Source organism: uncultured Duncaniella sp. (assembly GCF_910577345.1).
Taxonomy (GTDB): domain Bacteria; phylum Bacteroidota; class Bacteroidia; order Bacteroidales; family Muribaculaceae; genus Duncaniella.
The window spans coordinates 224564-250267 of record NZ_CAJTMT010000001.1; the positions used below are offsets into that span (position 1 = coordinate 224564).

Annotated in this window: 13 protein-coding genes; all 13 read right to left on the reverse strand. The window is 48.6% G+C overall.

Translation table 11 applies throughout. The annotated features are described in order from the left end of the window. Positions 1–130: 130 nt before the first annotated feature. The 13 genes from QZ310_RS00900 to QZ310_RS00960 all read right to left on the reverse strand — a co-directional run bounded on the left by QZ310_RS00900 (position 131) and on the right by QZ310_RS00960 (position 25691). Complete coding sequence (locus QZ310_RS00900) at positions 131–1330, reverse strand: DUF4861 family protein (protein ID WP_297069385.1); 1200 nt, start codon at positions 1328–1330, stop codon at positions 131–133. Positions 1331–1335: 5 nt separating this feature from the next. After that, the gene (locus QZ310_RS00905) at positions 1336–3357 is read right to left on the reverse strand and encodes a hypothetical protein (RefSeq protein WP_297069387.1); all 2022 of its coding nucleotides are present in this window, start codon (positions 3355–3357) and stop codon (positions 1336–1338) included. 4 nt (positions 3358–3361) lie between these two features. Continuing rightward, positions 3362–5518 carry an alpha-galactosidase gene (locus QZ310_RS00910; RefSeq protein ID WP_297069389.1) on the reverse strand — a complete coding sequence of 719 codons (2157 nt, stop codon included), beginning with the start codon at positions 5516–5518 and terminating at the stop codon, positions 3362–3364. A 1-nt stretch (position 5519) separates the two neighbouring features. Further along, positions 5520–7658: a TIM-barrel domain-containing protein gene (locus QZ310_RS00915; protein WP_297069391.1), complete on the reverse strand. Its 2139-nt coding sequence runs from the start codon at positions 7656–7658 to the stop codon at positions 5520–5522. A 29-nt stretch (positions 7659–7687) separates the two neighbouring features. Then, positions 7688–9049 carry a glycosyl hydrolase family 28 protein gene (locus tag QZ310_RS00920; RefSeq protein ID WP_297069393.1) on the reverse strand — a complete coding sequence of 454 codons (1362 nt, stop codon included), beginning with the start codon at positions 9047–9049 and terminating at the stop codon, positions 7688–7690. A gap of 5 nt (positions 9050–9054) precedes the next feature. Then, positions 9055–10986 (reverse strand): DUF362 domain-containing protein, encoded by a 1932-nt coding sequence (locus tag QZ310_RS00925; protein WP_297069395.1) that lies wholly within the window; start codon positions 10984–10986, stop codon positions 9055–9057. 167 nt (positions 10987–11153) lie between these two features. Further along, positions 11154–15158: a DUF362 domain-containing protein gene (locus QZ310_RS00930; protein ID WP_297069397.1), complete on the reverse strand. Its 4005-nt coding sequence runs from the start codon at positions 15156–15158 to the stop codon at positions 11154–11156. Further along, a complete protein-coding gene (locus tag QZ310_RS00935) occupies positions 15148–17712 on the reverse strand; it encodes a glycoside hydrolase N-terminal domain-containing protein (protein WP_297069399.1) in 2565 nt (854 codons plus the stop codon). The genes QZ310_RS00930 and QZ310_RS00935 overlap by 11 nt, the downstream gene beginning before the upstream one ends. Before the next feature lie 3 nt (positions 17713–17715). Then, positions 17716–19149: an alpha-L-fucosidase gene (locus tag QZ310_RS00940; protein WP_297069401.1), complete on the reverse strand. Its 1434-nt coding sequence runs from the start codon at positions 19147–19149 to the stop codon at positions 17716–17718. 32 nt (positions 19150–19181) lie between these two features. Next, the gene (locus tag QZ310_RS00945; protein WP_297069403.1) at positions 19182–20750 is read right to left on the reverse strand and encodes a hypothetical protein; all 1569 of its coding nucleotides are present in this window, start codon (positions 20748–20750) and stop codon (positions 19182–19184) included. A gap of 26 nt (positions 20751–20776) precedes the next feature. Then, positions 20777–22054 (reverse strand): glycoside hydrolase family 88 protein, encoded by a 1278-nt coding sequence (locus QZ310_RS00950; RefSeq protein ID WP_297069404.1) that lies wholly within the window; start codon positions 22052–22054, stop codon positions 20777–20779. Between the two features lie 62 nt (positions 22055–22116). Next, on the reverse strand, positions 22117–23286 hold the full coding sequence (locus QZ310_RS00955) for an alginate lyase family protein (RefSeq protein ID WP_297069406.1): 1170 nt from the start codon (positions 23284–23286) through the stop codon (positions 22117–22119). A gap of 14 nt (positions 23287–23300) precedes the next feature. Further along, positions 23301–25691, reverse strand: coding sequence for a glycoside hydrolase family 2 TIM barrel-domain containing protein (locus QZ310_RS00960; protein WP_297069408.1), 2391 nt, complete (start codon positions 25689–25691; stop codon positions 23301–23303). Positions 25692–25704: the final 13 nt, after the last annotated feature.

Consider the following 25704-nt stretch of genomic DNA (forward strand, 5'->3'; position numbering starts at 1 on the left):
ATTTTCATTCACAAAAGTATCCGATAACAGAGCAAATGCATTACATACAAATCTCAAAAAATTAAACTCCTGTCTCAATTTTACAGACAAAATCGAGACAGGAGCATCTAATATAAAATCTAACAACAATTTACGGTAAAATGCGAACCTCTAAAGGGGATTTGATACTACGGGATTTCCTCAGAAGCATTTCGTTCCAATCGGCAAGTGTCGGGACATTTCCGCGGTTCCAGCCGAAGCCCCAGTAATAGTCAAATCCGTCTGTCGGGGAATAATCGAAATGAGCCAACAGATGGCGGGCCTTACCTTCCTCCTCCACCGCGATTGACTCCGGTCGAAGCGGGAATACAGCTCCCATATACACCTCTCCATTGTCGGGACCGTTCGTGGGGTCAAGATATGACATGTATCCATCCTTAACCGAACTTTTCACCGGACCGTCGTCATGAACCACAATACCCATAACCATCGGGACTGATTTGTCAAGACCGCGATAAGTCACCTTAGTGCGGTTAAGGTTACTCCCCTTATCAAGAGTTATGATTCGATTCTCCACCACAGTCTGTCCTTGAAACGTTGCGGGACGGAATGTAAGGGATACTGTAAAACGAACCGGACCTTCATCAAGAATCTCATAATCCTTATAGCACCAGGGATAGACGATTGTATCACCATCTATAAGAGCGGTAGCACCCGCACCCAGAGTGGGCCCGACGGCATAGCAATCCATCCCGTAGCCGTTATCAATATGGTAAGAATGGGCATCACGCCATCGCTTGGCCTCCTCTGTCCTACCCTCCTTCTTCAACCTCTCCACGGCTGCCGCCGATTCTTTGTCGAAATGCAAATCATAGAGATGTTCGATCACAGGCAATGAGGTTCCACGCTTAAGATGAAGGTCATATCCGAAGCCACGTTCGCCCTTGTCCTGAAGCGCAGGGCCATAAGCACGGAATCCCGCCACATCATTTTCCCAACAGAAATCGTCGAACCTCTGCGGATACATCTTTCCTGTAGTATATGTCCCGAAGTCAAAAGCCTTGACAGGCTGCACAGCCACATTGACTTTTGACTTAGCACCTACAGACGGCTGAAAGATGAGTTTGCCATTATATGTCACCTGTGAGGGTAGCTCAGAGCCGGTTTCATCCACAACTCGCAGCGATTTCACACCAAAGCGGTCGCAAAGTTCGCCATAATCAAGCTCGACGGTCTCAACTCGGTCGAAGTCAAGCTTATTGCTTATTTCCACCTTGACTGACGGAATTTCGGCATATACTCCGAATACGCAACCTGCAAGCGTGGATAAAAACACAGATAAGGATTTCATTTTCATTACAGATTAACTTTGATTGTAGTGCCTTCGTTGACTTTCTTGGAGAGGACGCATTTATCACCCTTCATAACCCTGACATCCAGTTTATCTCCTGAAATACGGTTGACCTTGATGTCAAAGTCGGAATTGAAAGCGCGGACATGGTTGAGATTAGCATACTCCCATTCCTCCGGCAAGCGCGGAGTCATCTCGAACGACCGCAAGCCGGTGGGACGAATACCGAAAAGGCCTTCGGTAAAAATACGGCAATAGAGACCGCTTTCAGCCGAGAGATGGCGCTGATCACCTTCAGGCCATGCCTCGATCGCGTATGGGACATGGTCTCCGAGAAGACGGCGGTGGGAATAGTCTTTGAGGAAGCTTAGGCCCTTCTCTACCTCACCGGCTGCAATAGTGCCACGGAGGGCATAGAGTGTGGAGCGGTCCCAGAAGGTTTCCGTCCCGGCTTGTGTGAGAAGACCATCGGCAGTCCACAAGCGTGGGGAAAAGAGTGCATCAATGGTTCCTTTCGCACGATCATTTATTCCGACTATGAGTGGCATACAAATCCAGGAACGAAGCACATCGTTACCATCATAGTAGCGATAGCTGTCAAAGCCTTCAATCTTATAACCGAAATGGTTTTCAATTGCCTCGCGGAGGGCTTTCGCCTGACGGCCATACTCCTTGAGTTTTGCGGACGGCTTGCCGAGTTCCTTTCCAAGATAGACTGCTGAGTTCAACGCATCATAATAGAGGGTCGATGTGCAAAGGTTGGCATCTCCGGAAGGGAAACGGTTTTCAAGCTCATCGGAATTGGATGCGACAACTCCCTTATCGTTGAGCTTACGGTTACAGTATTCAAGACACCATTCAATGAGTGGCCACAGCTCTTCCGCCTCTGCCTTATTGCCACGGGCAAGAGCATAGCGGGCAGCACCGTAGGCAATCATCGCACCGTCGCCACGATCCTTGGCTCCATGCCAGAAGCTGACACCTTCCGAGATGATTGAACTTGGAATGGGGCGATATTCGTCGTTCATGTAACGTGCGAAATGCCGGAATGAATTCAGGGCCGACTGATTGCCGATTTCATAACCGAGGAAGGGGAAGAAGGGGTTGATATATTCAGCCTGATCATTAGCCCACACGGCAGCATAGTATGCCTCTCCACCGGGACCGTGCATCAGACCACCTTTGGTGTTATAGATACTCTCCGCACCACGGGTCTTGGCGAAAGCAAACATGGTGTTGAGAGTAGTGTCAGGGGTCTCAAGCACGAGATTTCCATGCCACTGGTCAATCAAAGCCCGCCGTGCAGCCCTCTCGGTTTCCGGAGAAATCCGCGAGAAGGCGGAATCACCGGCTTTACGTCCTGAGAATACGGCAAAGAAATCAAGCGATTTGCCGGGTTGAACCTCAAACATACCGTTCTTTGAAAGCGAACCTTCGATTACATAGCTTCCGTAGACACCTTTCTCCTCGGGTGTTGTGTAGCGCACGTTCCAATCCGGCACACGCATCGTCAGCACGCGGTCGGTATTGTTAGTGAATTTATATTCTTCTATGTAGTAAGCTTGATTGGTCGACGGATACATGGTTCTGGTGAGCGATACGGCATCCTTATCCTTTTTGCGACGGTAAACGGTACTGAATGTGCTGTTTACCGTCATAATACCGTCGAAATTGATGTCGCTGACCTTCTCATCAGTCAAAGTAAGATCGTCGATTGTCACCATCCCGGGGATATTGACATCAAAACGTTGTTTGAGATTGTTTTGTGTCTTGTTGGGGTTCATGCGGAGCATGGGGAACACGAGACTGCGATTGATGCGGAAGGAACTGTCGGCATTCACACCGTAGCGAAGCACAACCGAAAGTTTCATGCCGCTGAGTTCGACATGGTCCTGATGTGGCACATCATCCTTGATAGTCCAATTTATGGAACCATCATTATTGATACCCCAACGGTCTCCTGCAGCGTTTATGCAGGGAGCGAGACTTGTCAGGAACAAAGCTGCTGATATAATTCTGTATTTCATGTCTTTAAATAGATTTTAATTCCAGGACTGCACTTTCAAACTGTTTGGCCAAGGGGTTGGAGAGTCCCTCTTCCATCAATTGGCGGCCTGAAAACGTAAGGTTGTTATCAAATTTTGACTTCTCACCTTCGGGAAGGTTTAGTTCCGTAACAGTATATTTTTTGTCTGTATCCAGACCGGTGAATTTTACGGAGGGCACGTTTCCATCCTCGGTCTGATAGAGGAAAACGACAGCACTCTCCTTATCCGGAGCTACATAACTGAGGGCTGCAAGCGGTGTCTCGTAGGGAGATACAAGACGGTGGAGCTCACCTTCCATTATGAGACTGCGGATTTTGGTCTTATAAAGTCTGACACCTTCGGCAAGCTGCGCGCGCTCAGCGTCAGTCGCACGGTCAATGGCCAGGTCAATACCGAATGCACCGCTCATGGCCACGTCAATCGCAAGTTTAAGATGACGCTTACCCATGCGTGTCACATGAGCCGACATGGTTTTAGCAGGGAAGAAATGGCTGAAACCCCATTGAATTTTGATGCGGTCGAGAGGATCGGTGTTGTCGCTCGGCCAAAAGGAATGGAAATACTGCATCGAACCATAGTCGACACGGCCGGAACCACCGGAACAGAGCATGGCCATGACATCAGGATAACCGGATGCGAAACGATCCATAAGACTGTAGAGATTGTTGTTGTAGCCAATCAACAGGTGGCTCTGTCGGGAGGGTGTCAGATAGGTGGAACCGGGTTGCGTGACATATCGGTTGCAATCCCATTTGACGTATGAAATATCCTTGCTTGGCGAAAGTGTTTTGTCGATAATCTCCCACTCATAGAATTGCACTTCCGGACGCGTAAGGTCAAGGATTTCCTGATGACGTCCTAAAATAGGTTCACGTTTCTGCTGGGTAATGATCCATTCGGGATGCTCATTGTATAGACGACTGTTCGGATTGACCATTTCAGGTTCAAGCCAGATACCGAAGCCCACATTACGCTTGATTGCCTGCTTCGCAAGGTGTGCAAGACCATTGGGGAGTTTTTTTGCCGAGGGTTCCCAATCGCCCAATCCGTGCTTGTCATCGTCACGGGAATACTCACCGTTGCCAAACCAACCGTCATCAAGCAGGAAGAGCTCTGCTCCGATTTTATTGGCATCTTCAAAAAGTGCCACGAGTCGCTTCTCATCGAAATCGCAGTGTGTAGCCTCCCAGTTGTTGAGGATGATGGGGCGATCTTTTTTCGGATCGCGTATGGAATGAGAGTCGGCCCAACGGTGGAAGTTGCGGCTGGTCGCACCCTTACCCTTATCGCTGTAGGTCCAGAGGATGGCAGGAGTGGTGAATGTCTCACCACGTTCAAGATTATAGTGTGCACCGACGGGATTGATACCTGTGAGCACTCGAAGATTGTTGTTCCAATCCACCTCAAAAGCCAGTTGGAAACTTCCTGCCCATTTCAGCGATGCGGCAAAAGTTTTGCCCTCGTTTTCCCTTGCACATCCGTCACAGGAAAGCAGAAATGAGGGGATACGGAACTGATTTGCGCGTACACCGAGTTTCGAGTCAAGCACTTTGATGCCTTCCGAAAGCATTTCTTCCTTCATGGTTGCCTCATGCTTATAGCTACCGCAGAACTGTGTGAGCCAATACTCCTTTGCCTTAATGATTGGAGAAGCGGAAGCGTATTTATACAACACAACCTTTCCTCCTCGTTCATCATGACGGAGAGTGTTCCAGATTTCCATCATTGAGTTTTCCGGATAGCATCTCACATAGATGTCGACATAAAATTTATATGCCGGATCGCTCATTGAAATCACTGTCTGATTCACACCGTCTCCAATCTGCTCATTTCTGTGGCTTATATAGTTGAGATCGGTGGAGGTGTTGCCATCCGTATGGGTCGCCTGTATGGCAGCTTCCGTTATCACGCCATTGCCATAACATGGAAGAAACTCCATCTCTCTGCTCGGAAGTTTCTCCGGAACCTTAATTTCAGCTTCCGAATCCCCGAATTCGAGTTGATACAATCTGTCATCCTCTCCGACCATGAGTGTGAGCTTCATGTCGCCGGACGGGATTTCAATGATTTTCTTGGCAATCCCCTGAGCTGAGGAGCCGAAAGCTATCAATGTTAAAAATAATCCTAATAATTTTTTCATATCAGTTTTGAGTCATGAATTTCCAACTAACTTTGCCTATATTATCCGGCTTACCCTTGACAGCTTTAGAGATGGAGCCCTGCAACTTGCCGTTTTTAGCCCTTATCACCTTAATGTCACGCCAAGAGTAGTCGCCATTCTCGTAGCCGAAAGTCTCACCGTCATCATCATAGAGGCGGTAAGAGCCATCAGACTTGCCATAGTGGCGGATTTCGAGGTCAAATTTCTCGCCGGCTTTCGGTGCATGAAGACGCGGAGAGGTCATGGGTATAATCGCTCCGTCTTTCACATATACCGGTATCCGGTCAAGACCCGGAGTCACTTCTATCGTCTCTCCGTTGCCTGCATATTCTCCTGTATAGAAATCATACCAGTCACCCGCAGGGAGAATCACCTTACGCGAGGTCTCACCAACAAACATCGGAGCTACAAGCAGATATTCCCCGGCCATATATTGGTCCTTAATCTCTTTCGTGACGGCCTCCAGATAGGGATTGTCGTTAAGACTTGCCTCCTTAAGTTCATTGATGGCTGAGGCTGTGAATCCCGGTTCAAGATTCATGGCACGGAAAGGGGGAATACCGTCGAAATGATAGCGGGCAAATTCACTGTACCAATACGGCATCATTTGCATACGCAGCATTGCATATTCCCTTATCCGGTCCGAAACTTCCGGAAATGACCAGGGTTTTGTGCCGCTTGCCCACGCATTAATCATTGCCATCGGTGAGAATACGACCGACTGGAATCGGCGCAACCATTCTTCGGGAGTTGTGGAGTTGCGGACTTCAGGGGTCCACAACACTCCTGAAAAACCTGAGTTGATAAGCGCAGTGATGAAATCCTTGTGGCTATAGTAATCATTATAGATGACATACGGGAATGAGCTTCCACCTCCGTTGGAACCACGGACAAGACCGAAGGTTCTCTTGTTCATGGCATGGAAGAGATCGTTCGTGGTACGCTGCACCCACAACCCGTAGGTCTGTCGCATTTGCTCGGCAGCCACACCGGAAGGGAAGGTCGCTACATCGGGCCAAAGATACCTGTCATAGCCATCTATCTCATCAATTTTAAAACCACTCACTCCTATGTCGAGATGTTCTTTCTGAAGCTTATCCTTCCATATCTTTCGAGCGGAGGCTGTAGCAAAATCCGGAACTATACCGCACCAGACAGTGTGGGAACCGGTATGAGGATAGATTTCGTCATAAATTTTGGAATCAGGCGAAATATAGGGATTGGTCCATAAATTGATTCTGACATTCCGCTTGTCCATTTCATTTATAAAGATTACTGGGTCGGGATAACGTGTGGAGTCCCATTCGAGCGTACAGGGATAGGCACGGCTCTGCCAACCGGGTTCAAGGCCTATGAAATCGAGCGGAAAGCCATTTTTCTCAAAGTCATCCGCTTCGGCAATCACCGTCTCTGCATCATAAAGTTTCTGGGTGCGCTGAGTGAAACCCAGACCCCAACGCGGTGGCAATGTTCCGCCACCACACAAGAGATTGTAGCGACGTATGGCATCCATTGCCGTGGGACCGCCTATAACATAAATCTCCGCTCCCTCTGCAGGCACAAGAATCGAGACAGCGTCCGAATAGGGATTTGCCGTCCATGTTTTGTCCAGATTGCGATCCTTGGCTTCGGGTGCATCCGGACTATCCTTCCGCGCACCTGACCCGGCATAGACGGTGAGATAACGTGCGGAATTGATGAAGACACCATAACCGTTGCTCGAAACGTAGAACGGAACAGGCGCATGAGTGCGACCGGTGTCCTTACCACCGTAGTGATCCACATGGAGATTGAGAATCTTCCCCCGCTGATGGACAGTCTGGAAATTAAGTCCGAAACCATATAGTTGCTCGTCCCTGTCAAGAGGAATGCGTATATACGTTTTGCCATCGACTATTTCCCACTTGATGCTGTCGGCAAACGCGGGGAGCGTTGTTTCAGGCAGGCGGCTGAAGCCTTCGCTTAAAGGAGCGCATCCGGCAACCGACAGGAGGTTGTATTCCTCCGGCGTGCCTGCGTTGGTCCGCCATACACCCGGCTCAATCTGCTCCCAGGTGATTCCGGCCAATGCCGAGAGGGCGGTAAGTCCGAAAGTAAATATGCTGAATAGTTTTTTCATAAGATATGATTGGTTTACCAAAAGTGTGGCTAATAGATTCTAATATCACCGTCCTCGCAGATTATTTCCGGACGGGCATCAGGTTTTTTAAGAAGGAATTTCACATTGCGGAGCGTAAGATTGCGGACATGACGGGCCCACAGTCCGTAAGCCGGAATTGTCGGACCGAAAGTCTTCACTTCCGGATACTGGTCAATGGCTTCCGGAACTTGCACCTTAGCATCCTCGACGCTACCGTCGCCACGCAGTGTGATTGCAATGTTTTCAAGAGTAAGATTGGTTATGCAGTGTCCCGGAATACCGGTGATGAGGATTCCGGATGGAGGTGTGAGCTGTGCGGTGTCTGCAGCGGCTGCAACTACATTACGGATGGTGACATTCTCGAAGGAACCGACCGGTTGCCGGATATCCTCATTCTTTCTGAAAACATTGAGTCTTGCTCCGAGGCGCATCAACATTGGAGAGCGGACATTGTCCATGACAATATCTGAAATCTCTATATTTCTGAGATGGGCACCGTCGACACTGAAAAGTTTGATGCCGCCGTTGCGTGTGTCATAGATATAGCAATCTGAAATCTTGATGTCCTCAAAAGCAGCCATTGATTCGGTTCCAATCTTTATGCCTGCCTGATTGCTTTTCAGACGCATGTTGCTGACCCTTATATTGCTGCAGCTCATTTTTGACGAAGTTGTCTTGAAACACAATGCATCATCACCGCTTTCAATATCACAATTGCTGATGCTGACATCACTGCAGCCGTCAATATCTATGCCGTCGTTATGAGCGACTCCCTTGCTGAGGATTTTCACGCCTTCAATCGTCAGGTTACGGCATTGGAAGTAGTGTGAAGTCCAGGCTCCCGCATATTTGAGAGTGACATCTTTCACCTTCACGCCATTGCATCTGACAACTCTGAAAAGGAAGGGACGGAGTCCCCAGCGGTCCTTTTCATGACGATTATCCTCTGCGATGTGACGGGCTTTGAGAGCTGAGCCCTGACCGTCAATGACTCCCTTACCTGTCAAACCGATATTATTCGCATCAACTGCCACAAGGAGTGCCCGGCCGACTTCGATACCTAAGCCTTCAGTAAATGGATCGGGGTTGCTGTAGGCTTTGTAATCAGTCACACCGAGTATTGTCGCACCTTCCTCCAGATTGAGAGTGACATTATCCTTCAGCATGATGGTTGCCGAAAGATATGTCCCTGCAGGGACGGTAACTGTTCCCCCACCCGATGCCGTACATGCGTCAATAGCCCTCTGAATGGCTTTGGAGTCAATAGATTTACCATTGCCCTTGGCTCCGAAGGCCCGCACATTGCAGTCGGCTGCGTTGACGGACAGTGCAAATGCCAGATGCAGGATTAAAACTATGAATTTACGCATGGCCGTCATTTGTTTTCAGTCGCAAGCGACAGATAATTGATATTGTTGCCCCTGCGGCCCTGCATTTCATAGCGGAGCGTATGGCGTCCGGCAGTAAGGTGCAACGGGAAATAGAATTCCTTGGGTGTATTCTCCGATACGGTGCTGAGGAAGCCGAAATTCTCAGTTACGAGTTTGCCGTCGATATAGATAAACGCAGGCACAGGGTCCTTTCCAACATAGTTCGCCACGAGATAGTAGTCACCCGTCTTCGGAACATTTATTTCCCAAGTAGCGGTATTGCTCTGCTTGGTGCGTTCACCCGACAGAACGAGCTGTCCCTTTTCATTAAGCAGGAAAGTGCCGTCGAGTTTGGCTTTGGCCGGTTTCATCCGGGTTGTCTCCTTCAGATTGCGGACTTTGAGAGTTTGGCTAATCTCGCGTCCGTTATTGTCTATGGCAGTAAGGGCGTAATCAGTAGTCGCGTTGTTGTTAACTGTCATTGACTGACTGTTCTTGACTTTCTTGCCATTGAGATAGACTTCCGCTGCATTTGACACATTCCATCCAAGTGTCACCTTTCCCTTACCATAGATTGCAGGTGCATCGGCATAGAAATATTCTATCGCACCACGTTTGTCGTCAAGTGGCACCTGATAAAGTTCAATACCGAAACCGGTTCCAAGGTTACGGGTATATTGCTTATCTATCGGATTGTTCCAATGCTCATGTACGCCGAGACTACCCTCCGAGGCTCCAATATATTTTGTTCCCGAAGGAGGATTTGAAATATTGGCCGCTTCATGGAGGAAATTGTCAGCGTAGGCTGTGAGCGGCAGTTCGGAATTTATGAAGTCGAGAACGACCGACTCAATCGCTACTTGATCATTGGACGCAAGGAAACTCGATGTCCAACCGTTATTGAAGGGCGGATTCTTGAACTTCACGGCCTGACCATTGTGTTTGGGATTGACATACATCGCATCGACGATATAAACGAGGGTGTTGCCTCCGAAATATTTATTGGACATGAGATCGACAATACTGTTGTAGGAACCGTTCTTGCCATTGCGGTGTGCCGACCAATCACGGATTGAGAAATGGAGAGCCGAACAATTTTTGAGCGAGCCGAACTGATTCTTGCCTGTACAAGTGATGCCCGTCTGACCTGCACCATCCTTCCAGTCCTTTGTCGGGGTTGAATGGCGCTTCATAAGGGCCATGTTTATCATATAGTCCGCCTCGTAGGCCGCACGGGCAATCGCACCGGCATCCGGATTTGTGATTTCTGCCGAATAAGCAACCGCTCCGGGGACGAAACCGCCCCAATTCTGGTAGACTACATCCGGATACAGCGGTTCGACATAATTGTAGACAGCCGATATGCCTCTGCGCTGAGCATCATAGATAGTGATGTCTTTCTGAGCAACCCCCATCACATCGACAAGCTGATGGAGAAGTGCATAGACCGACTGTGGCGTGGCATCAATAATGTTGGTGCCACCATTGTCATTGAGATTAATCTTGATGGCTATCTTTTCACCGGGCTTGTAGCCGGTCTTACCTTTGCCATGCTTCTCGTTGAACACTTCAAACAATTCATTCCACGCATCCTTGATATTATCTTGATTCGTAAGGTTGATTATCACCCCCTCCATCAAATCGTTTACACGGGTCTGACTGTTGTTGTCCGCATCGGAATACAGACCTGTCCGCCCGTCCCATGCAGCCGCTTTGGAATCGTAAGCCCATGTGACGCGACCGGGATGAATTCCACGGGCAACCCCCATAGGTGTATTCGGTGCATCAATGGGAGTGAAGAGACCCATATCGCTCCCCTTGTCATCCTGCATGGCAACTGTCTGGGCATACATTTGTGATGATGGAAGTACCATGACTGTGGACATGAGTCCGCTGAGCAAGGAGAGGCGGAGACTTTTGAAAAATAGATTTTCCATGTATCGTGATTTAGTTTATTATCTGACGCAAAATTATGGAAATCGGCAACTTGGCATTTTCATTATTATTTCAAAAGCTATAAGAAATATATCCTTATACTAAAAAAGTCCCGGATAGATTCCGGGACCGATTGCTATTATCGTGCAACATGAAAGACACTACAAGGTCATGGCTTTTTCACATATATAAGTTCTATACCGGCATCCGTGCCGAGATTTCGGGTGTATTGCTTGTCGCGAGGATTATTCCAATGTTCAAGCACTCCAAGGCTCTTCAAACCTGTTCCATCCCCTTCCGGATCATAGAAGGTTTTTGAAAGAGGCGAATCAGCAAGAGCAGCCTCGACAAGATACATGTCGCAATAGTCCACATCAGGCATTGTCGGGAACTCCGATGTGAGGAAATCAATGCCTACCGCATCTATGGCCACACCATCCTGAGAAGCGAATAGTGAACATGGCCAATCACCCTTGAATGGTGTCATCTGCCATTTTCCGGAGGGTGCCCCATTGACATCCTTCGATCCGTAAAGGCCATCGATGAGGAAAAGCATTGTCTTTTCTCCGAGATCCTTGTGGCCCATGAAATCAGTGAATGTCATGAAGCGAGGCCGACCGCTACGGTCTTGATTGAAATTGTTGTGCTGGTTCTTGCGGAAATTACGATCAATATCGGTGACTCCATACCAATTTTTAGCACAAAGCGTCACTCCCTGACCTCCATGACCTTTCAGCAATGCCATGTTTATGAGATAGTCGGCATCAACAGCACAGGTCGCAAGACCTTTTGCAAGTTTACCGTTATCCATCGAATAAGGGATAGCGTCTTTCACATAAGTGGCTTTCGTGCGGCCCTCTCCCCCTTCATTGTCCATGTAGACTACGTCGGGAAATTCGGCATGGCATTTATTGTAAAGTGCATTGGTCATGAAACGGCTGGCATCAAACAGGGTGATACACTTCTGCGGAATCCCTCCCTCGTTAACCATACTGCGCAGAAGAGCGAGCACGACATGCGGAGAAGCATTGAGCTGCTCGTTATCCTCATAGACAAATGTATTGTTGAGATTGAGTTTCACAGCTATTTTCTCACCCTTTCTGTAACCTTTGCCCCCTTTTCCATGCTGCTTGTTGAAGTAGCTGAAAAGTGCGTTCCAAGCTTTCGCTGCGTTCTTTTCTCCGGTAAGGGTTATAATGGCGTTGTGTACCAGCCAGTCTGCCGCTTCCTGATTGTTGTAGTTATCCTCATACCATCTGCCCTCATCCTTATTCCATGTAGCCGCTCCGGGAGCATGGGCCCATGCCACACGTCCGGGATGTATGCCACGGGCTTTACCTATAGGGCTGTTACTTCCCCAGGCCATAATGGCTTTCTTCTCATCACATCTCTCTGTCATGACAGCAACCTTTTCATTGATACCGCGCTCGACAGTGAGATTTTCATGATTGAAATTGAGGACATCATCAAGGTATACGGCATGACGGGCATCAGGCTTTTCAGCATTGACATGACAGTTTTTGAATGTCGCGCCATCGACATGCCTGAGCCAATATCCGAACGCCGGCTGAACCTTGAGGTCACTCACGTTGTAACGCCCGACACCTATCTCCGGAGGACAGGCTGTCGCATCCTCTTCCGAGTGTCCGCCTTTGACTGTCAGGTTGACATCGGAAAATGAAATGTCCTTGATGTAACCCGTATGGAGTCCGTCAGGGAGAGTAAATGTAAGACCACCCTCAATATCCTTGCTGTCAGGGAGCTTGAATCCGGCAATTATGGCCGCCGCTTCGTTTTGCGAACCGTCATAACCTTTCCATCGCTCTCCACGGAATGAACTTCCGCCGTAGACTTCGGATACATCTACACCACTGACAGTCACATTCTCAATCCTTCCGATATTAGAATTCGTGACAAGAAGTTCCTTTCGCTCACTACCATTCTCACGGAAAGTGAACATTTCGGCATTCGCGCCCAGCACTCGCCCTCGATTGGAGATGGAAATAAAGAAAGGAGAACGTGTGCGTTTCATCACCGAACGTGTGAAGATTGGTCCGGTCTTACCACTGTTGAGATGGACGTTTCTAACACAGCCACCATCATTTGTGGAAATTGAAAATCCGGCTTTATTGGCACCAAGGACAAATATATTGTCGACATACACATCAGTGATGTCATCGGCTGTCTCCGAACCGATCTGAAAAAGATTGCAGTTGGTATCACCGATTACATTGCGCACAAGATAATTGCAGGCCGGACGGGTGTATCCAAGCGAGCAATCAGAGCCAAGCTTGACAATATCGTCAGAGCTGACTGTTGAATAGATGTTGCGGACATTGACATCATTGCAACTCATGAAGTCGTAAATATCACGGGCATTGGACCGGCTATCCTTACCGAAATATGTATCATGCATGTTCAATCCGTCGCTGCCTGTGGCGAGCAGTACGAAATGACCGGCTTGATCAATATGCAACATCGTGCCATCGTTATAGTCCCTGCCCTCAGGTGTGATATAGTACGGAACATCCTTTTCCTCATCATACCAGAGATCATGTCCATTGGCAACGCCACCGATTTCAATGTCTTTGCAGAGTTTGAACACAAACATTTTATCGCAACGGCGTCCACGCTCATTGTTCATCACCCTGTCGGAAGTGAAAAGATTTCCATTGCCGGTAATCCGGCCGGTGCCGATAATCTTAACATTCTCTATTCTTTCCCCGAAGAACATGCAGTTGCGGAAAAAGGTATGGCCGACATCCTGCTTTGTGAGATAGTTCTCGGGGTCGCTATAAGGCTTTATGTCTACAGGCGAGAGTCCGTGGCGATAGGCACGGTCGCTGAACCATGTGATCTCAGGCTCATCTCCACCCGGAATAGCAGCTATAACAGCCTTGTCACCTATATGGAGCCAGACATTGCTTTTGAGATGTACGGTGCGGACATTATAAGTACCCTCCGGGAAATATATCACACCTCCTCCAATCTCATTGGTCTTGTCAATGAGAGTATTGAGAGCTTCGGTTTCATCAGTGGTGCCATCACCCTTGACGCCGTAATCCTTGGCATTAAACTCACCGGTATAATACCATACTGTGTTGGATACCCCACGCGTGTTTCCCCTCAACATATTGAGACGGAATGCGTAAAGCCTGTCCGGATCAAGTCGTGAGACATTGAGCTGACCGTTGGCATCAGACGACATCATATTGGCAGGCAGTTTTTGCCATGTAGTCCCCTCATCGGTTGAATAAAGGACTTCAGTATCCGAATAGTCGCCACTCGGAGTCCATCCGAACGAAACCCACGAATAATCCACCACTCCGTCGTAGCTGCCCTTGCAACGTGGCAAACGGCGGAAATCAGTAATCGTATTTACAGCTTTAAGTGTCGTTTGACATTTAGGAGAAATGAGTCTTAGAGGTTCGGATGTCGTATAGGAAGTCTCAAAGACATAATCCTTAGCCTCCGGTGCCACGCAACCCTTTATCGTCAGCGTTATGTCTGAGCCGTTTTCAGGACGGAAATCAAGTCCGGAAAGATGAATCCGCGTTCCTTTTGCCCCGAGATCACTCATGGTGGCCTCTCCTACTTTGTCATACGAATAGTCGGTGCCATGCCGTCCGACGGACTGTTTTGAAAGGTTACGCAACTGCACTTCTCCACGGCCGATGATATTTACCCATACATTGTCGGGCGTAACCTTTATCCCTGCGGGAACGATGATGTCAACCTCCGACATCGGTGTACGCTGTCCGGCATAAAAATCAAGTATAACATTTTGGGAGACACCTTTGGTAATCTTTGGATTGCGCAGACTCATCTCCGCAGGGAGTGCCTGGCGTGAGATGGCCACAGGATATTTCTTACCTGACAGGACCACCCTATCTCCTTGCATGAGTTTACCATTCAGTTTTGTCGCACCTTTTATGTCAATGATTCTTGGAGCCACCCCGGCCTCGGATAGAGATTTCAGCAGGCCCTCTGCATCTGCAAGAGTGCTTGTCAATCCCTTATCCTCGGGTGTATCTACAGTATAAGCGTATGTCGAACCGTCAAATACCCAAAGGGTATCATTGGCGATATGCCAGGGGCTTCCTGCATCCATCATCAATGAAGATGCTATGAATGCAAGCGCTATTGCGGGATATTTCAGAGAATTAAAGTTCATAGGTTTTTCCTTTTTCCGTTGGCAAGTCTATGACAAAAGTTTCTTTAAGTCCGGACGGTGAAGAAGATTCCACCCCGGGATGTTTCACAAAGTCGGCGGAAGCCGGAACATACATCATCGGATTGGAATTTTCACCGGTTGCGGGTGAACCTTTGAGTTCCTTGAAAGAACGCACACGACAGTTACCGCCAAGGGTGGAAGTGATTTTAGCCTTGGTCAACTGTCCATCTTTCCAATCTATATCCACAATAAAGCCGCCACGTGCTCTGAGACCTTTCACAGAACCGCTTCGCCATGCGTCGGGAAGCGCAGGGAGAAGGAATATCTCTCCTCCATGACTTTGCATCAACATTTCAGTAATGCCTGCAGTTGCGCCGAAATTGCCATCAATCTGAAACGGCGGATGAGCATCAAAAAGATTGGCATACGTTCCGCCATGTTTGGTTGAGACCTCCGTCACATCCACATACTTCAATCCGTTCTTAAGCATCCTATAGGCATGGTTGCCATCCTCCAGACGAGCCCAGAAATTGATTTTCCAAGCCATTGACCATCCTGTGCCGCCATCGCCACGGATTTCCAGAGTGCGGAGACAAGCATCGGCAAGGTCGCGGTCGCGACGCGGGAGAATCTGCTTGCCCGGATGCAATCCGAACAGATGAGAAGCATGACGATGTTCCGGATCCTGCTCTTCAAACTCCTCGTTCCATTCAAGCAACTGCCCCTTTGAACCCTGATGATACGGATAGAGTTTGGGAAGGGTTGAAGCGATAGCATCGCAATATTCCGAATAGCCGAGTATGCGGCTTGTCTGAAGGAAGTTCGAGAAAAGGTCGCGGGCGAGGGCAATATCCATCGTCGAGGCTTTAGATAGTTCACCTTCCACTTTTTCGCCGGAAGCGTCTATGTAATGAAACCTGTTTTCAGGCGAAGTGGATGGATTCGTCACCATATATCCAGTTTCATCGTCCTGAAGCCATTGGAGCAGGAACTCAACCGCACCTTTCATGGTCGGATAGGCCACTTCCTCCAGATACTTCCGGTCACCGGTATAAGCATAGTGATCCCACAAATGCTGACAGAACCACACTCCCGCCATCGGCCAGCATGACCACCGTGGAGCGCCTTTTTTGTCAATCTCAAAACCTCCTGTCGGCGCCGTCTGAGCCCATACATCGGAATTATGATGCACACACCACCCTTTTTCCATTCCGTAGTTCACTTTGGCTGTTTCCGCTCCGTTGGCGGCAAGATCCATTACGAAATCCGAAAGCGGGGCGAAGCACTCCGTGAGATTTGTCATCTCCACAGGCCAATAGTTCATCTCCGTGTTGATATTGACTGTATAGTTCGAACCCCACGGCGGTTGGATGTGCGGATTCCAGATTCCCTGAAGGTTCGAAGGCTTACCCCCCTTGCGGGATGATGCGATGGTCAGATAACGGCCATACTGATAATAAAGCTCCACCAAGCCCAAATCTGAATCATTGACGGCGAAATTTTTCAGTCGCTCAGGAGTCGGCTTGCCTGATAAATCAGACCCGCAGCTATCATTCGAAAGTGTGAGCTGCACACGGTCAAAAAGGGTGCGGTAATCTTCAGTATGATTGGCGAGCAACTGTTCGTATGTTTTGCCAAGAGCTGCTGACAAATCCCGATTGACAGCTATCGCAGGGTCGACTCCCTCAGAGCCGGGAAGCTTGTCAACGCCATTGTAGCTCGTAGCTCCCGCGAGAATCAGGATTGCAGAATTAGCTCCCGACACTCTGAGGTCAGAACCGTCAGACACAACGTCACCGCCATCAGTTGCCACAGCCACCTTTACCTCGAAATTCATTCCTTCTTTACCGGTCTCGTCGTAAACAATCTGATTGGGGTCATCGTCACGATTGGCGACATAGACAGGAGCTTTCCCCTTTAGCGTAAGGGTGCCGTCATTTTCAGCATCAACAGTATATCTCAACTGACTTGATAACGAAACATCAAAATTAACGGCAGCCTCCTTGTCGGCCTCAACCCTAACCACCATCACCTGATCCGGGTAAGAGATGAAAGAAGTGCGGGTATAGCTTACCCCATCCACGGTGTAACGGACCGTGGATGTTGCATTGCTGATGTTGAGGTCACGGCAATAGCAGTCAATCGGCCCTTCATCGTGCATGTTCAGACGCAAATCGGCAAGAGGAAGATAACGCGCCGTATACGGCCCTTGGCAATTGGCTTTCCAAATAGCTGAGGCTTTCTTGTAATCACCGGCATTCACCGCATCCCGTACCGCTTTGAGAGATTTCGCGGCTTTGGGATTGTTCCAATTACCCGGACCACCGGACCATAATGTCTCCTCGTTCAGTTGGTACAGTTCCTCGTAGGGATTTCCAAATACCATTGCTCCGAGACGACCGTTGCCAAGAGGCAGAGCCTCCTCCCATTTTTCGGCAGGTGATGAATACCAAAGACAATAATCACCGTCGCCACACGAGCCATCATGCGAAGAGCATGATTGTAGCGAAAATGCAGCAGCTATAGCAATTGTAATAGTATTTCTGACATTCATAGCTTATTCTGTATCAAGTATGCGGAACACTTTTTCCGAATTTGAAATGAGAGTCTGTTTAGGAAGCTTGTTTTTCAGATCGAGACGTATCACAGTGACAGTCTTGTGAGGCATTACTGACGGGAGAGACACCGTCACGCCATTCTTATCTGAATTGAATTTTAATTTTTCGCCATCGGCCAGCATGACAGCTTCTTTCACTTTGAAATTACCGTCAAGACGCAATTTGCCATTTTCAGGCCAGTCGAATACACAGAGATAGAGTGATGAATTGCGGTCGTTGTCCTTTCTTACCACCTCACCCCAAGCGGGTGCGAGGCCACTGCGCAAAGTCCCGTAAATGGCCTCACCATTCACTCTCAGCCATTTTCCGGTCTCGTTAAGACATTCCACTGCCTGTTCAGGCACATCGCCAAGACCATCAGGGCCGATATTCAACAGATAATTGCCACCTCGGGCCGCAATCGTGACGAGGTTGCGGATGATTTCCGTGGATGACTTCCATTTTGTTTCCTTCTTTTTATAACCCCATGAATTACCGATATTCATACAGGTTTCCCAATAGATACCTTCAATATCCTCTGCTTTCGGCACACGTCCCTCCGGTGTCTTGTAGTCGCCGGGAAAATTCGGACGTTTCAGACGGTCGTTGACAATAATTTGTGGATACTCACTTACAAGTTTCATCATATCACCGGCCTGTTTGTCGGTGATGCGCTGAGGAGTATCAAAGAAAATCGCACCCAGATCATCTCCATAGCGGTCAAGGAGCTCCTTCATTTGCGGGAGGGCTACTGAATAGAAATAATCATTGAAGTCACGCGAATGTTGGATAGCATCCCATGCACCATCATGCTGCGCGGTATAGTTGTCTATCTCAACAGAATCAGGATTAGCCCATCCCTCACGCATCAGTTTGCGGGCAGCGTTTCCTCCGGGGTTGTTCCAGTCCTGCGACTGGGAGTAATATATGCCGAATTTAATCCCATGTCGCTTACAGGCTTGTGCCACCTCATCGACAATATCACGTTTGAAAGGGGTATAATCGACTATATTGAACCGGCTTGCATCGCTTTTGAACATCGCAAAACCATCATGATGCTTGGTTGTGAACACTATGTATCTCGCACCTGCGTTCTTGGCGAGAAGCACCATACTGTCTGCATTGAAATGAATGGGATTGAAGGTGCTTGCCATCGCACGATATTCGCGCACAGGAATCTTGCAGCGGTTCATTATCCATTCCGCACCACCCCTATTCTGGGGATAACCGTGGTATTCACCACCATATAATGCGTATGGTCCCCAATGGACAAACATTCCGAATTTGGCATCGTTCCACCATTTCATTTTCTGCTCCTGACTGTTTTCATCTGCGGCAAATGCCGGATTCAGGAAGCATATTATAGAAAGCAAGAGTGTGATAAATTTCTTCATAAAATATCCTGTTCAGGTTGTATGTATCTGTATCAATTCTTGTTCATGACCGAAAGGTCAGCATTATGCCGTGCCATGAGCTGAGCCATGTAGAGTGAACGGGGAAACACATTGGTCTCATTATGCCCTTCCCAGACACCATCGGGACGGTCGGGATGCGCACCGGCCACTTTTTTGCCTTTTGTGCCGATACTGTAGTTTTTTCCGGATGTCCACGGACTTTGGACCACAGCAGTAGCCACATGGCAGTTCCAAAGCACCTGATTGACACCTGCCCAACCGTGTCCGCTACCCATTTTGCCACGATCCTGGACATTGAGCTCTCCATCGGTCACGATATTGTCATAAAGAGTTGCAACCGCCCAACGGTGATGCGGACCAATGTCGGCATAGGTCTGCGAAGCCGTGCAGTTGTAGAACACGTTCGGGCCACACACCTGTGAGCCGGTTATATAGTCATGACGACCTTCGGTACACTGACAATTCATGAATAGATTCAACTGTCCGACATTATTGAAGCCATATCGGTTGCCTCCAGTGATAACCGATTTCGGTTCAAAATTGCGGCAGTTGTTGACAGTTATATTCTTGGAATTGCGTTCGCAACTCACAGCCGAATAGCCGAAATATCTTGCGGTGACATTCTCCACCCAACAATTTTCAGCCTTGTCAATTCGGATTCCTATCCAACCGTGTTTGTTATCCTCATAATTGTCAAATGCCGATTCAAGATGAAGATTGCAGATACCCACTTCAGATATGCGACCGTCGAATGTATATTTAAAGACCTCGCCTCCTCCGTATTTTGCCTCCATCTCCATGACCACAGGATTGTCGATATAGAGCGTATTGCCATCCACACGGGTTATGGTTCGTTCGAATGCGAGGTTATATTCGTGAGGTTGCCATTGGCGGGTGCCTTTACGTTCGACAATCTGATCCATTTTGATGTCGTGAATCCACTTTTGTGTACCCGGACGGTAGACTACCACCTTATCACCCTTCCTGAATCCGGCTCCGGATGAAACACGGAAAGAATGAGTGCCGACAGGGACAAAATCATCGGTAATTGAAACGCGGGTTCCTGCGACTTCCTCGCGCCCACCGGCACCGGAAATGCTGATGAGTGAATAGCGTTCGGGGGTGGTGGCTATCAGCCGCGTCTCGTCCGGATTACTGCCTTCACCCATAATCACTACCCCGGATGCTTTGACTTCAAGGGATTTCGACACCGGATAGGTTCCGCGCTTCAAAAGCAGGACTCCGCGATGACCTTTGGCATCAAGAGGCAACGACGATATTTTGTCGATAGCCTTCTGTATGTGCGACCAATTGTCGCCTTTCACGGCTGAAATTTCCATCGTCACTCTATGCTTCGGGATACTTGCATCCCCCTGATGGTAACCCACCAGGCTGAAATCAGGAATTATATTGCCTTTTTCATCAGGGACATACTCCAGTTTGCCACCCGCATTTATCTTTACAAGAGATGATGACCACGGTGCAGGCATCTTGGTCTGGGAATTGACAGCAAATGGCAGGGACAGCAGTGCAAGTCCGAGAAGAGCAGCTATGCTTCTGAAAGAATTTCTGTTGTTCATGCGTTTGAGTTAGAGAGATGTTTTTACTACTTTTCCATTATTTCCGCAGCCCAGAGTACTCCGGCCACAGCTTCCTTGGCATTCAGAATCTTGTCGAGAGTCACATAGTTCACAAAATCCTTCTTGATTGTGACACCGTCGCAAGCTCCGATAACGTCAAGCAATCCGTTATCATTGACCCTTACAAACGGTCTGAGACACTCATAACCACGTCGGGCCACATCCCGATACTCCTTTTCACTGAGAAGACCGAGGTCAATTCCGCGTTTGATGGAATAAGTGAACATGCCCGTGCCCGATGGGTCAATAAAGTTCAGAGGATTAGCCGGTTTATCCACAACCATGAACCAACCTCCAGTGTCGGGATCCTGATACTTCTTAAGTCCTGCGGACATCTTTTTGTAGATACCAAGTATAGCCTTGTAATCCTTGTGATCTTTCGGGAGTACCGACAGAAGCTCGGGGACTACAAGTGAATACCATCCCATACCTTCACTCCACACCTCGGGTGAAAGGCCAGTGCTCTTGTCAGCCCAATCAGCCTTTTCGGGTTCGGTTGTCCATGCGTGAAGCATCAGCCCGTCCTCTCTCTGCAAATGTCGCGCAGCGGCAATGATGTTGCGGCAAGCGGTATCCAGACAATAATCTTTCTCCCCTACATGCTCTGCATGACGGATAAGAAACATCTGCATCATGAACACACCGTCGACCCACATGTTCGGAGATTTGTTGCCGTGCCAGAACTGACCGTCACTGCTTGGATAGTCAGCAACATGGCTCAGAATCTCGAGGGCGGCCTTCTTATATTTATCCTCACCGGTGCGGCCATACAGCGTGCAAAAGCTGGCACCGGTCATAAAGTTGTCAAGATTCGTCAGGCGGTCTCCCTTGTAATTACCCTCCTCATCCACGAAATTGTCGATATACGCTTTCATGAAGTCGAGATAACGCTTGTCGCCGGTACGGAGATAGAGTCTGTCCATAGCCTCAAACATATATCCCTGGACGTATGTGTAATCCTTCCAGTAGGCTGTACGATAGTCAGGATAGCGAACCATCACCGATTCAGCCAAAGGTATGGCTATCAATTCCGGAGCCTCACCGGGAGTGTAAGGAAGACGTGCCTTAGGATCGCCCTGCGATGTGGTACGACGATATTTTGTAATCACTTCCTGTGTCACTTTTCTCGTCACATTATTCTCATCAGTCACAAAACCGGTCGTTTTGACCGATGTCTGCGCTGCTACGGAGCCGAAGCAGGATGATATGAAAAGAGCGCCGAGACCGAATATTATAGTTTTCATCGTTTTGTCAATATTAGATGGGGTTAAGGAATTTACAAGCTAACGGATTGGCCGACTATATTTTAAATCCAGAGAATGGGATTGCGGATAGGGAGATTGCGAATTACCTCTTCATTTTCAGGAAAATGGTTATTGTTTTCCCAAAGATACTGATAGCCTGCATCGCCAAATTCGAGCCAACCGAACAGCATGGCCGGATGTGCGACAGGCCATTCATCCCAATACATCACATCCTGCTGATATGGCCATGAATCCTTGTCGGCTATATAAGGACTGATAAAGTCCAATCCGAGTTTCATGTTTTTGCCATCGGCTGTTGTATAAGTCCACATATCATCGCTTTCAGTCGACAGTATATGGCACAGCGCAGCCATGGCGTCAAGGTTGAAGAGTGAGTATCCGTATGGCTTCGTGCGGTCAAGCTCAAGCGGAAAACTTCCGTCTGAAGCCATTTGTCTGACCAGAAAAAGATTCTTGAAACGGACACGACAACTGTCCATCATTTCCTCATTTCCGGTATATTTTGCAAACTCAGCGGCCTGCATTGCCCAACAGGTTCCATGATTATTGGCTGCATTTTTCTCCTTGATGCCGTAGGGATGAGTTGACATCCAGTCAAGATACTCTGCAAACCATTCCTTGGTCTTATCAGCATATTCCGCAGGAAGCACCCCGGCCTCCTCAAGTTTTATCAGCGACTGGACCACCTCGATAAGATGAATGGTGTCGATGATACCGATTCCACGTCCGGTGGCGATACCTTTGATGGCTTGAGCATAGAGCAGGTTTGGATTCATTTTCGTACTGTCATCCATGAACCATGAGTCAATGTGTTCAAGTGCGGGAGCGACATATCTTTCATCACCGGTCAGAAGATAGGCTGAGGTGAGATTGGCAACGATGCGGCTGAAACGTATCATCGCGTGGCGGTGAGCCACAAAATTGTCGGGGTTTGTCATTCCGTCCTTCTTGATATATGGCCCATCGGGATTAAGAGAGTCAGGCCACCAATAGTCACCTTCCGAATAGAAGTCATGAATGCCACCGGTACTTCTTTCGGCTATGAAATCGGTCACAGTGACCGGTTTCTCACTCATGTTGGCTTCTGCCTGCTTCAACACCTCTTCACGAAGCACATCCTTCACATAATCTCCGCGTTTCGTCTTTTCATCCTTACATCCTGCAAGCGCTACGACAAGGAACGGCAGAATCATATAGACAATCTTTTTCATAAACTTACGGATTTTTATAGGTTAATGAATTCAGTCGGCAACCCTTCCGACTTTACAGCCACGACCGAGTGACCGCCGTTGGGCTTGACCTTAATGGAAACAGCACCATTGGCAGCCTGAACTCTTGATGAGGCGCCTGCCGTTCCCATATTCTTTATCAGCTCACCGTCACCTGCAATCTCGAAACGCACGAAACGTTTGGAATCCATGCACTGCGTACCGTCCGCATCCGTAACTTTCACGGAAATAGTCACCGTTCCGTCATCTGACGATTGGGTTGTGAACGCAAGCTTGCTCTCCTCACCCCACTTCCGGGTCATATAGTTCCATTTGAGTGAATCCTCGACAATCGACTTATCAGCGGTAAAAGCTTTGGCCGTAATTTCATTGTCACCTTCATTCAGAACGACGTTCCAACGCAATCCGGCTGCAGGATAGTTACGGCTGTCGCGGTTTCTGACACCTTGGCTGATTCCGTTGACAAAGAGTTCCACTTTGGGACAATTAGAGAAGACAAGGACTTCCTTTTCGGTACCCTTTTCACCCCATCTGACCGGCTCTGAATGACCAAAGATGTGAACCATCGGCTTCTTTGTCCAATAGGATTGGAAAATATAGTATGCCTCCTTCTTGGTGAAGTCGCGCTCCACCACCCCCTTCTGATTGACGTATGGCACAGGGTTGTCAGGACGCACAGGGGTTGAGAAATCCTTGAAAGGCCAGTAGGCTGTACCCGTGAGCCACGGCATCTCCTCCTGTTCCTTGAGGTGCCAGTCAATAAGAGCGGCAAGATAGGTTTCTGACCAATCATTTTTAGTAGGTGTGACACCCTCCGTGAAACGACCAGGATGACTGTCACCGCCCCACTCGACGTGGAGAAAATGTTTCACCTTATCAAATGCCTCCTGCGAATATTTCACATAGTCATGATAGTCACCTTTATACCAACCGGCCCAGAGTGTCGGAGAGTAGACATCGACTATATCCGAACAGAATTCACAGCGTCGGATCGCCGTCTTTCGCTCAGGGTCGAGACTGTGGGCAAGGTCGTTGAGTTCACTCATGAATGAGCGGATCTCACTTTGCTCAAATGTCGGGAAATCATTGGGCCAGTCATTTTCGTTGCCGAGTCCCCAAATGATTACAGCCGGATGGTTGTAGTGCTGCTTCACCATATTGGTGAGCATACGTTTTGCCTGATTGCGGTATTTTTCACCGCCGACACCTCCACGACACCAGGGAATTTCTTCCCAGACAAGAATTCCGAGACTGTCACACATATCAAGCACGATTTCCGATTGCTGATAATGGCCGAGACGGATAAAGTTGACACCCATCTCCTTCATCATGCCCATTTCCTTCTCAATCTGATCCTGCGTCATGGCTGCGGCCACTCCGGCGTGATCCTCATGGCGATGTGTGCCGCGCAGAAGCAATCTGCGCCCGTTGAGTTTGAAAGGACCTTTTTCAACGAACTCGAAATGGCGGAAGCCAAACTTCTGAGTGGCTGTGGATTCCTGTCCGTCAGTATTCACCACCACCTCACAGGTGTAAAGCTGTGGCTTATCCACATCCCAAAGCTCCGGATTCTTCAATTCGGTGTCGATGAGCGTTGTCGTTCCGAGAGGAGTGATATTCTTAAGATGACTCTCAGCGACCACACTACCCTTGGCATCCTTAATATAAACCGTGACATCGGCGTTGCGCACATCTGCAAGATTATAGAAAGTACCTTCTGCACACACTCTGCCTGCAGTCAACTTACCTGAAAGGGATGTGTCGATTTTCAGTGAAGCGACAGACACCTTGGGCAGATACACGAGGTTGAGATAGCGATAGATACCACCGTAGATATTGAAATCGGAAATATCCGATGGAATCATCTCGTTGTCGCGGGTATTATCGCAGCGTATCGAAAGGGGCACTTTCCCTCCAAAACGCTTCGCGTCCTCACTCCCGAGGAAGTCGGCAACGGCATCAGTGATGTCGACATTCCAACTGTCATATCCTCCGACATGTTCTCCGACCTTCGTCGTGTAGACATACACCTCTGTCTTTTGTCCGGCCCCTTCAAATTCCAGCATAACGCGACCGTCGGTATATGGATTTTCAATCGAAAGTTGCGTCTTGTACCATCCCGGACCTTGGTAATAGTTGACATCCGGGTCGACACAATCTTCGGCATTGAAACAATGCGGAAGAGTGACACTATGCCAGAAAGGATATTCTTCCGGATTATCTTTCTTGACCGGTCGGACAGCCTCCCATATATTGCCAAGATCCGTGCGGACAAACATCCATCCCTCATTGAGACGGATTTTACTATCCTGCGGCACGGGGATTTTGGCATCGGCTGCAAAAGCCGATGCCATAGCCATTGTAATTGTCAAAAGTAACTTTCTCATTGCGTATCTGATG

What these genes read in the sequence shown, in the direction of transcription:
- QZ310_RS00915 (WP_297069391.1), bottom strand. Translation starts at nt 7,658, where the DNA reads ATGAAAAAACTATTCAGCATATTTACTTTCGGACTTACCGCCCTCTCG.
- QZ310_RS00940 (WP_297069401.1), bottom strand. Translation starts at nt 19,149, where the DNA reads ATGAAGAAATTTATCACACTCTTGCTTTCTATAATATGCTTCCTGAAT.
- QZ310_RS00905 (WP_297069387.1), bottom strand. Translation starts at nt 3,357, where the DNA reads ATGAAATACAGAATTATATCAGCAGCTTTGTTCCTGACAAGTCTCGCT.
- QZ310_RS00920 (WP_297069393.1), bottom strand. Translation starts at nt 9,049, where the DNA reads ATGCGTAAATTCATAGTTTTAATCCTGCATCTGGCATTTGCACTGTCC.
- QZ310_RS00930 (WP_297069397.1), bottom strand. Translation starts at nt 15,158, where the DNA reads ATGAACTTTAATTCTCTGAAATATCCCGCAATAGCGCTTGCATTCATA.
- QZ310_RS00925 (WP_297069395.1), bottom strand. Translation starts at nt 10,986, where the DNA reads ATGGAAAATCTATTTTTCAAAAGTCTCCGCCTCTCCTTGCTCAGCGGA.
- QZ310_RS00955 (WP_297069406.1), bottom strand. Translation starts at nt 23,286, where the DNA reads ATGAAAAAGATTGTCTATATGATTCTGCCGTTCCTTGTCGTAGCGCTT.
- QZ310_RS00960 (WP_297069408.1), bottom strand. Translation starts at nt 25,691, where the DNA reads ATGAGAAAGTTACTTTTGACAATTACAATGGCTATGGCATCGGCTTTT.
- QZ310_RS00900 (WP_297069385.1), bottom strand. Translation starts at nt 1,330, where the DNA reads ATGAAATCCTTATCTGTGTTTTTATCCACGCTTGCAGGTTGCGTATTC.
- QZ310_RS00945 (WP_297069403.1), bottom strand. Translation starts at nt 20,750, where the DNA reads ATGAACAACAGAAATTCTTTCAGAAGCATAGCTGCTCTTCTCGGACTT.
- QZ310_RS00950 (WP_297069404.1), bottom strand. Translation starts at nt 22,054, where the DNA reads ATGAAAACTATAATATTCGGTCTCGGCGCTCTTTTCATATCATCCTGC.
- QZ310_RS00910 (WP_297069389.1), bottom strand. Translation starts at nt 5,518, where the DNA reads ATGAAAAAATTATTAGGATTATTTTTAACATTGATAGCTTTCGGCTCC.
- QZ310_RS00935 (WP_297069399.1), bottom strand. Translation starts at nt 17,712, where the DNA reads ATGAATGTCAGAAATACTATTACAATTGCTATAGCTGCTGCATTTTCG.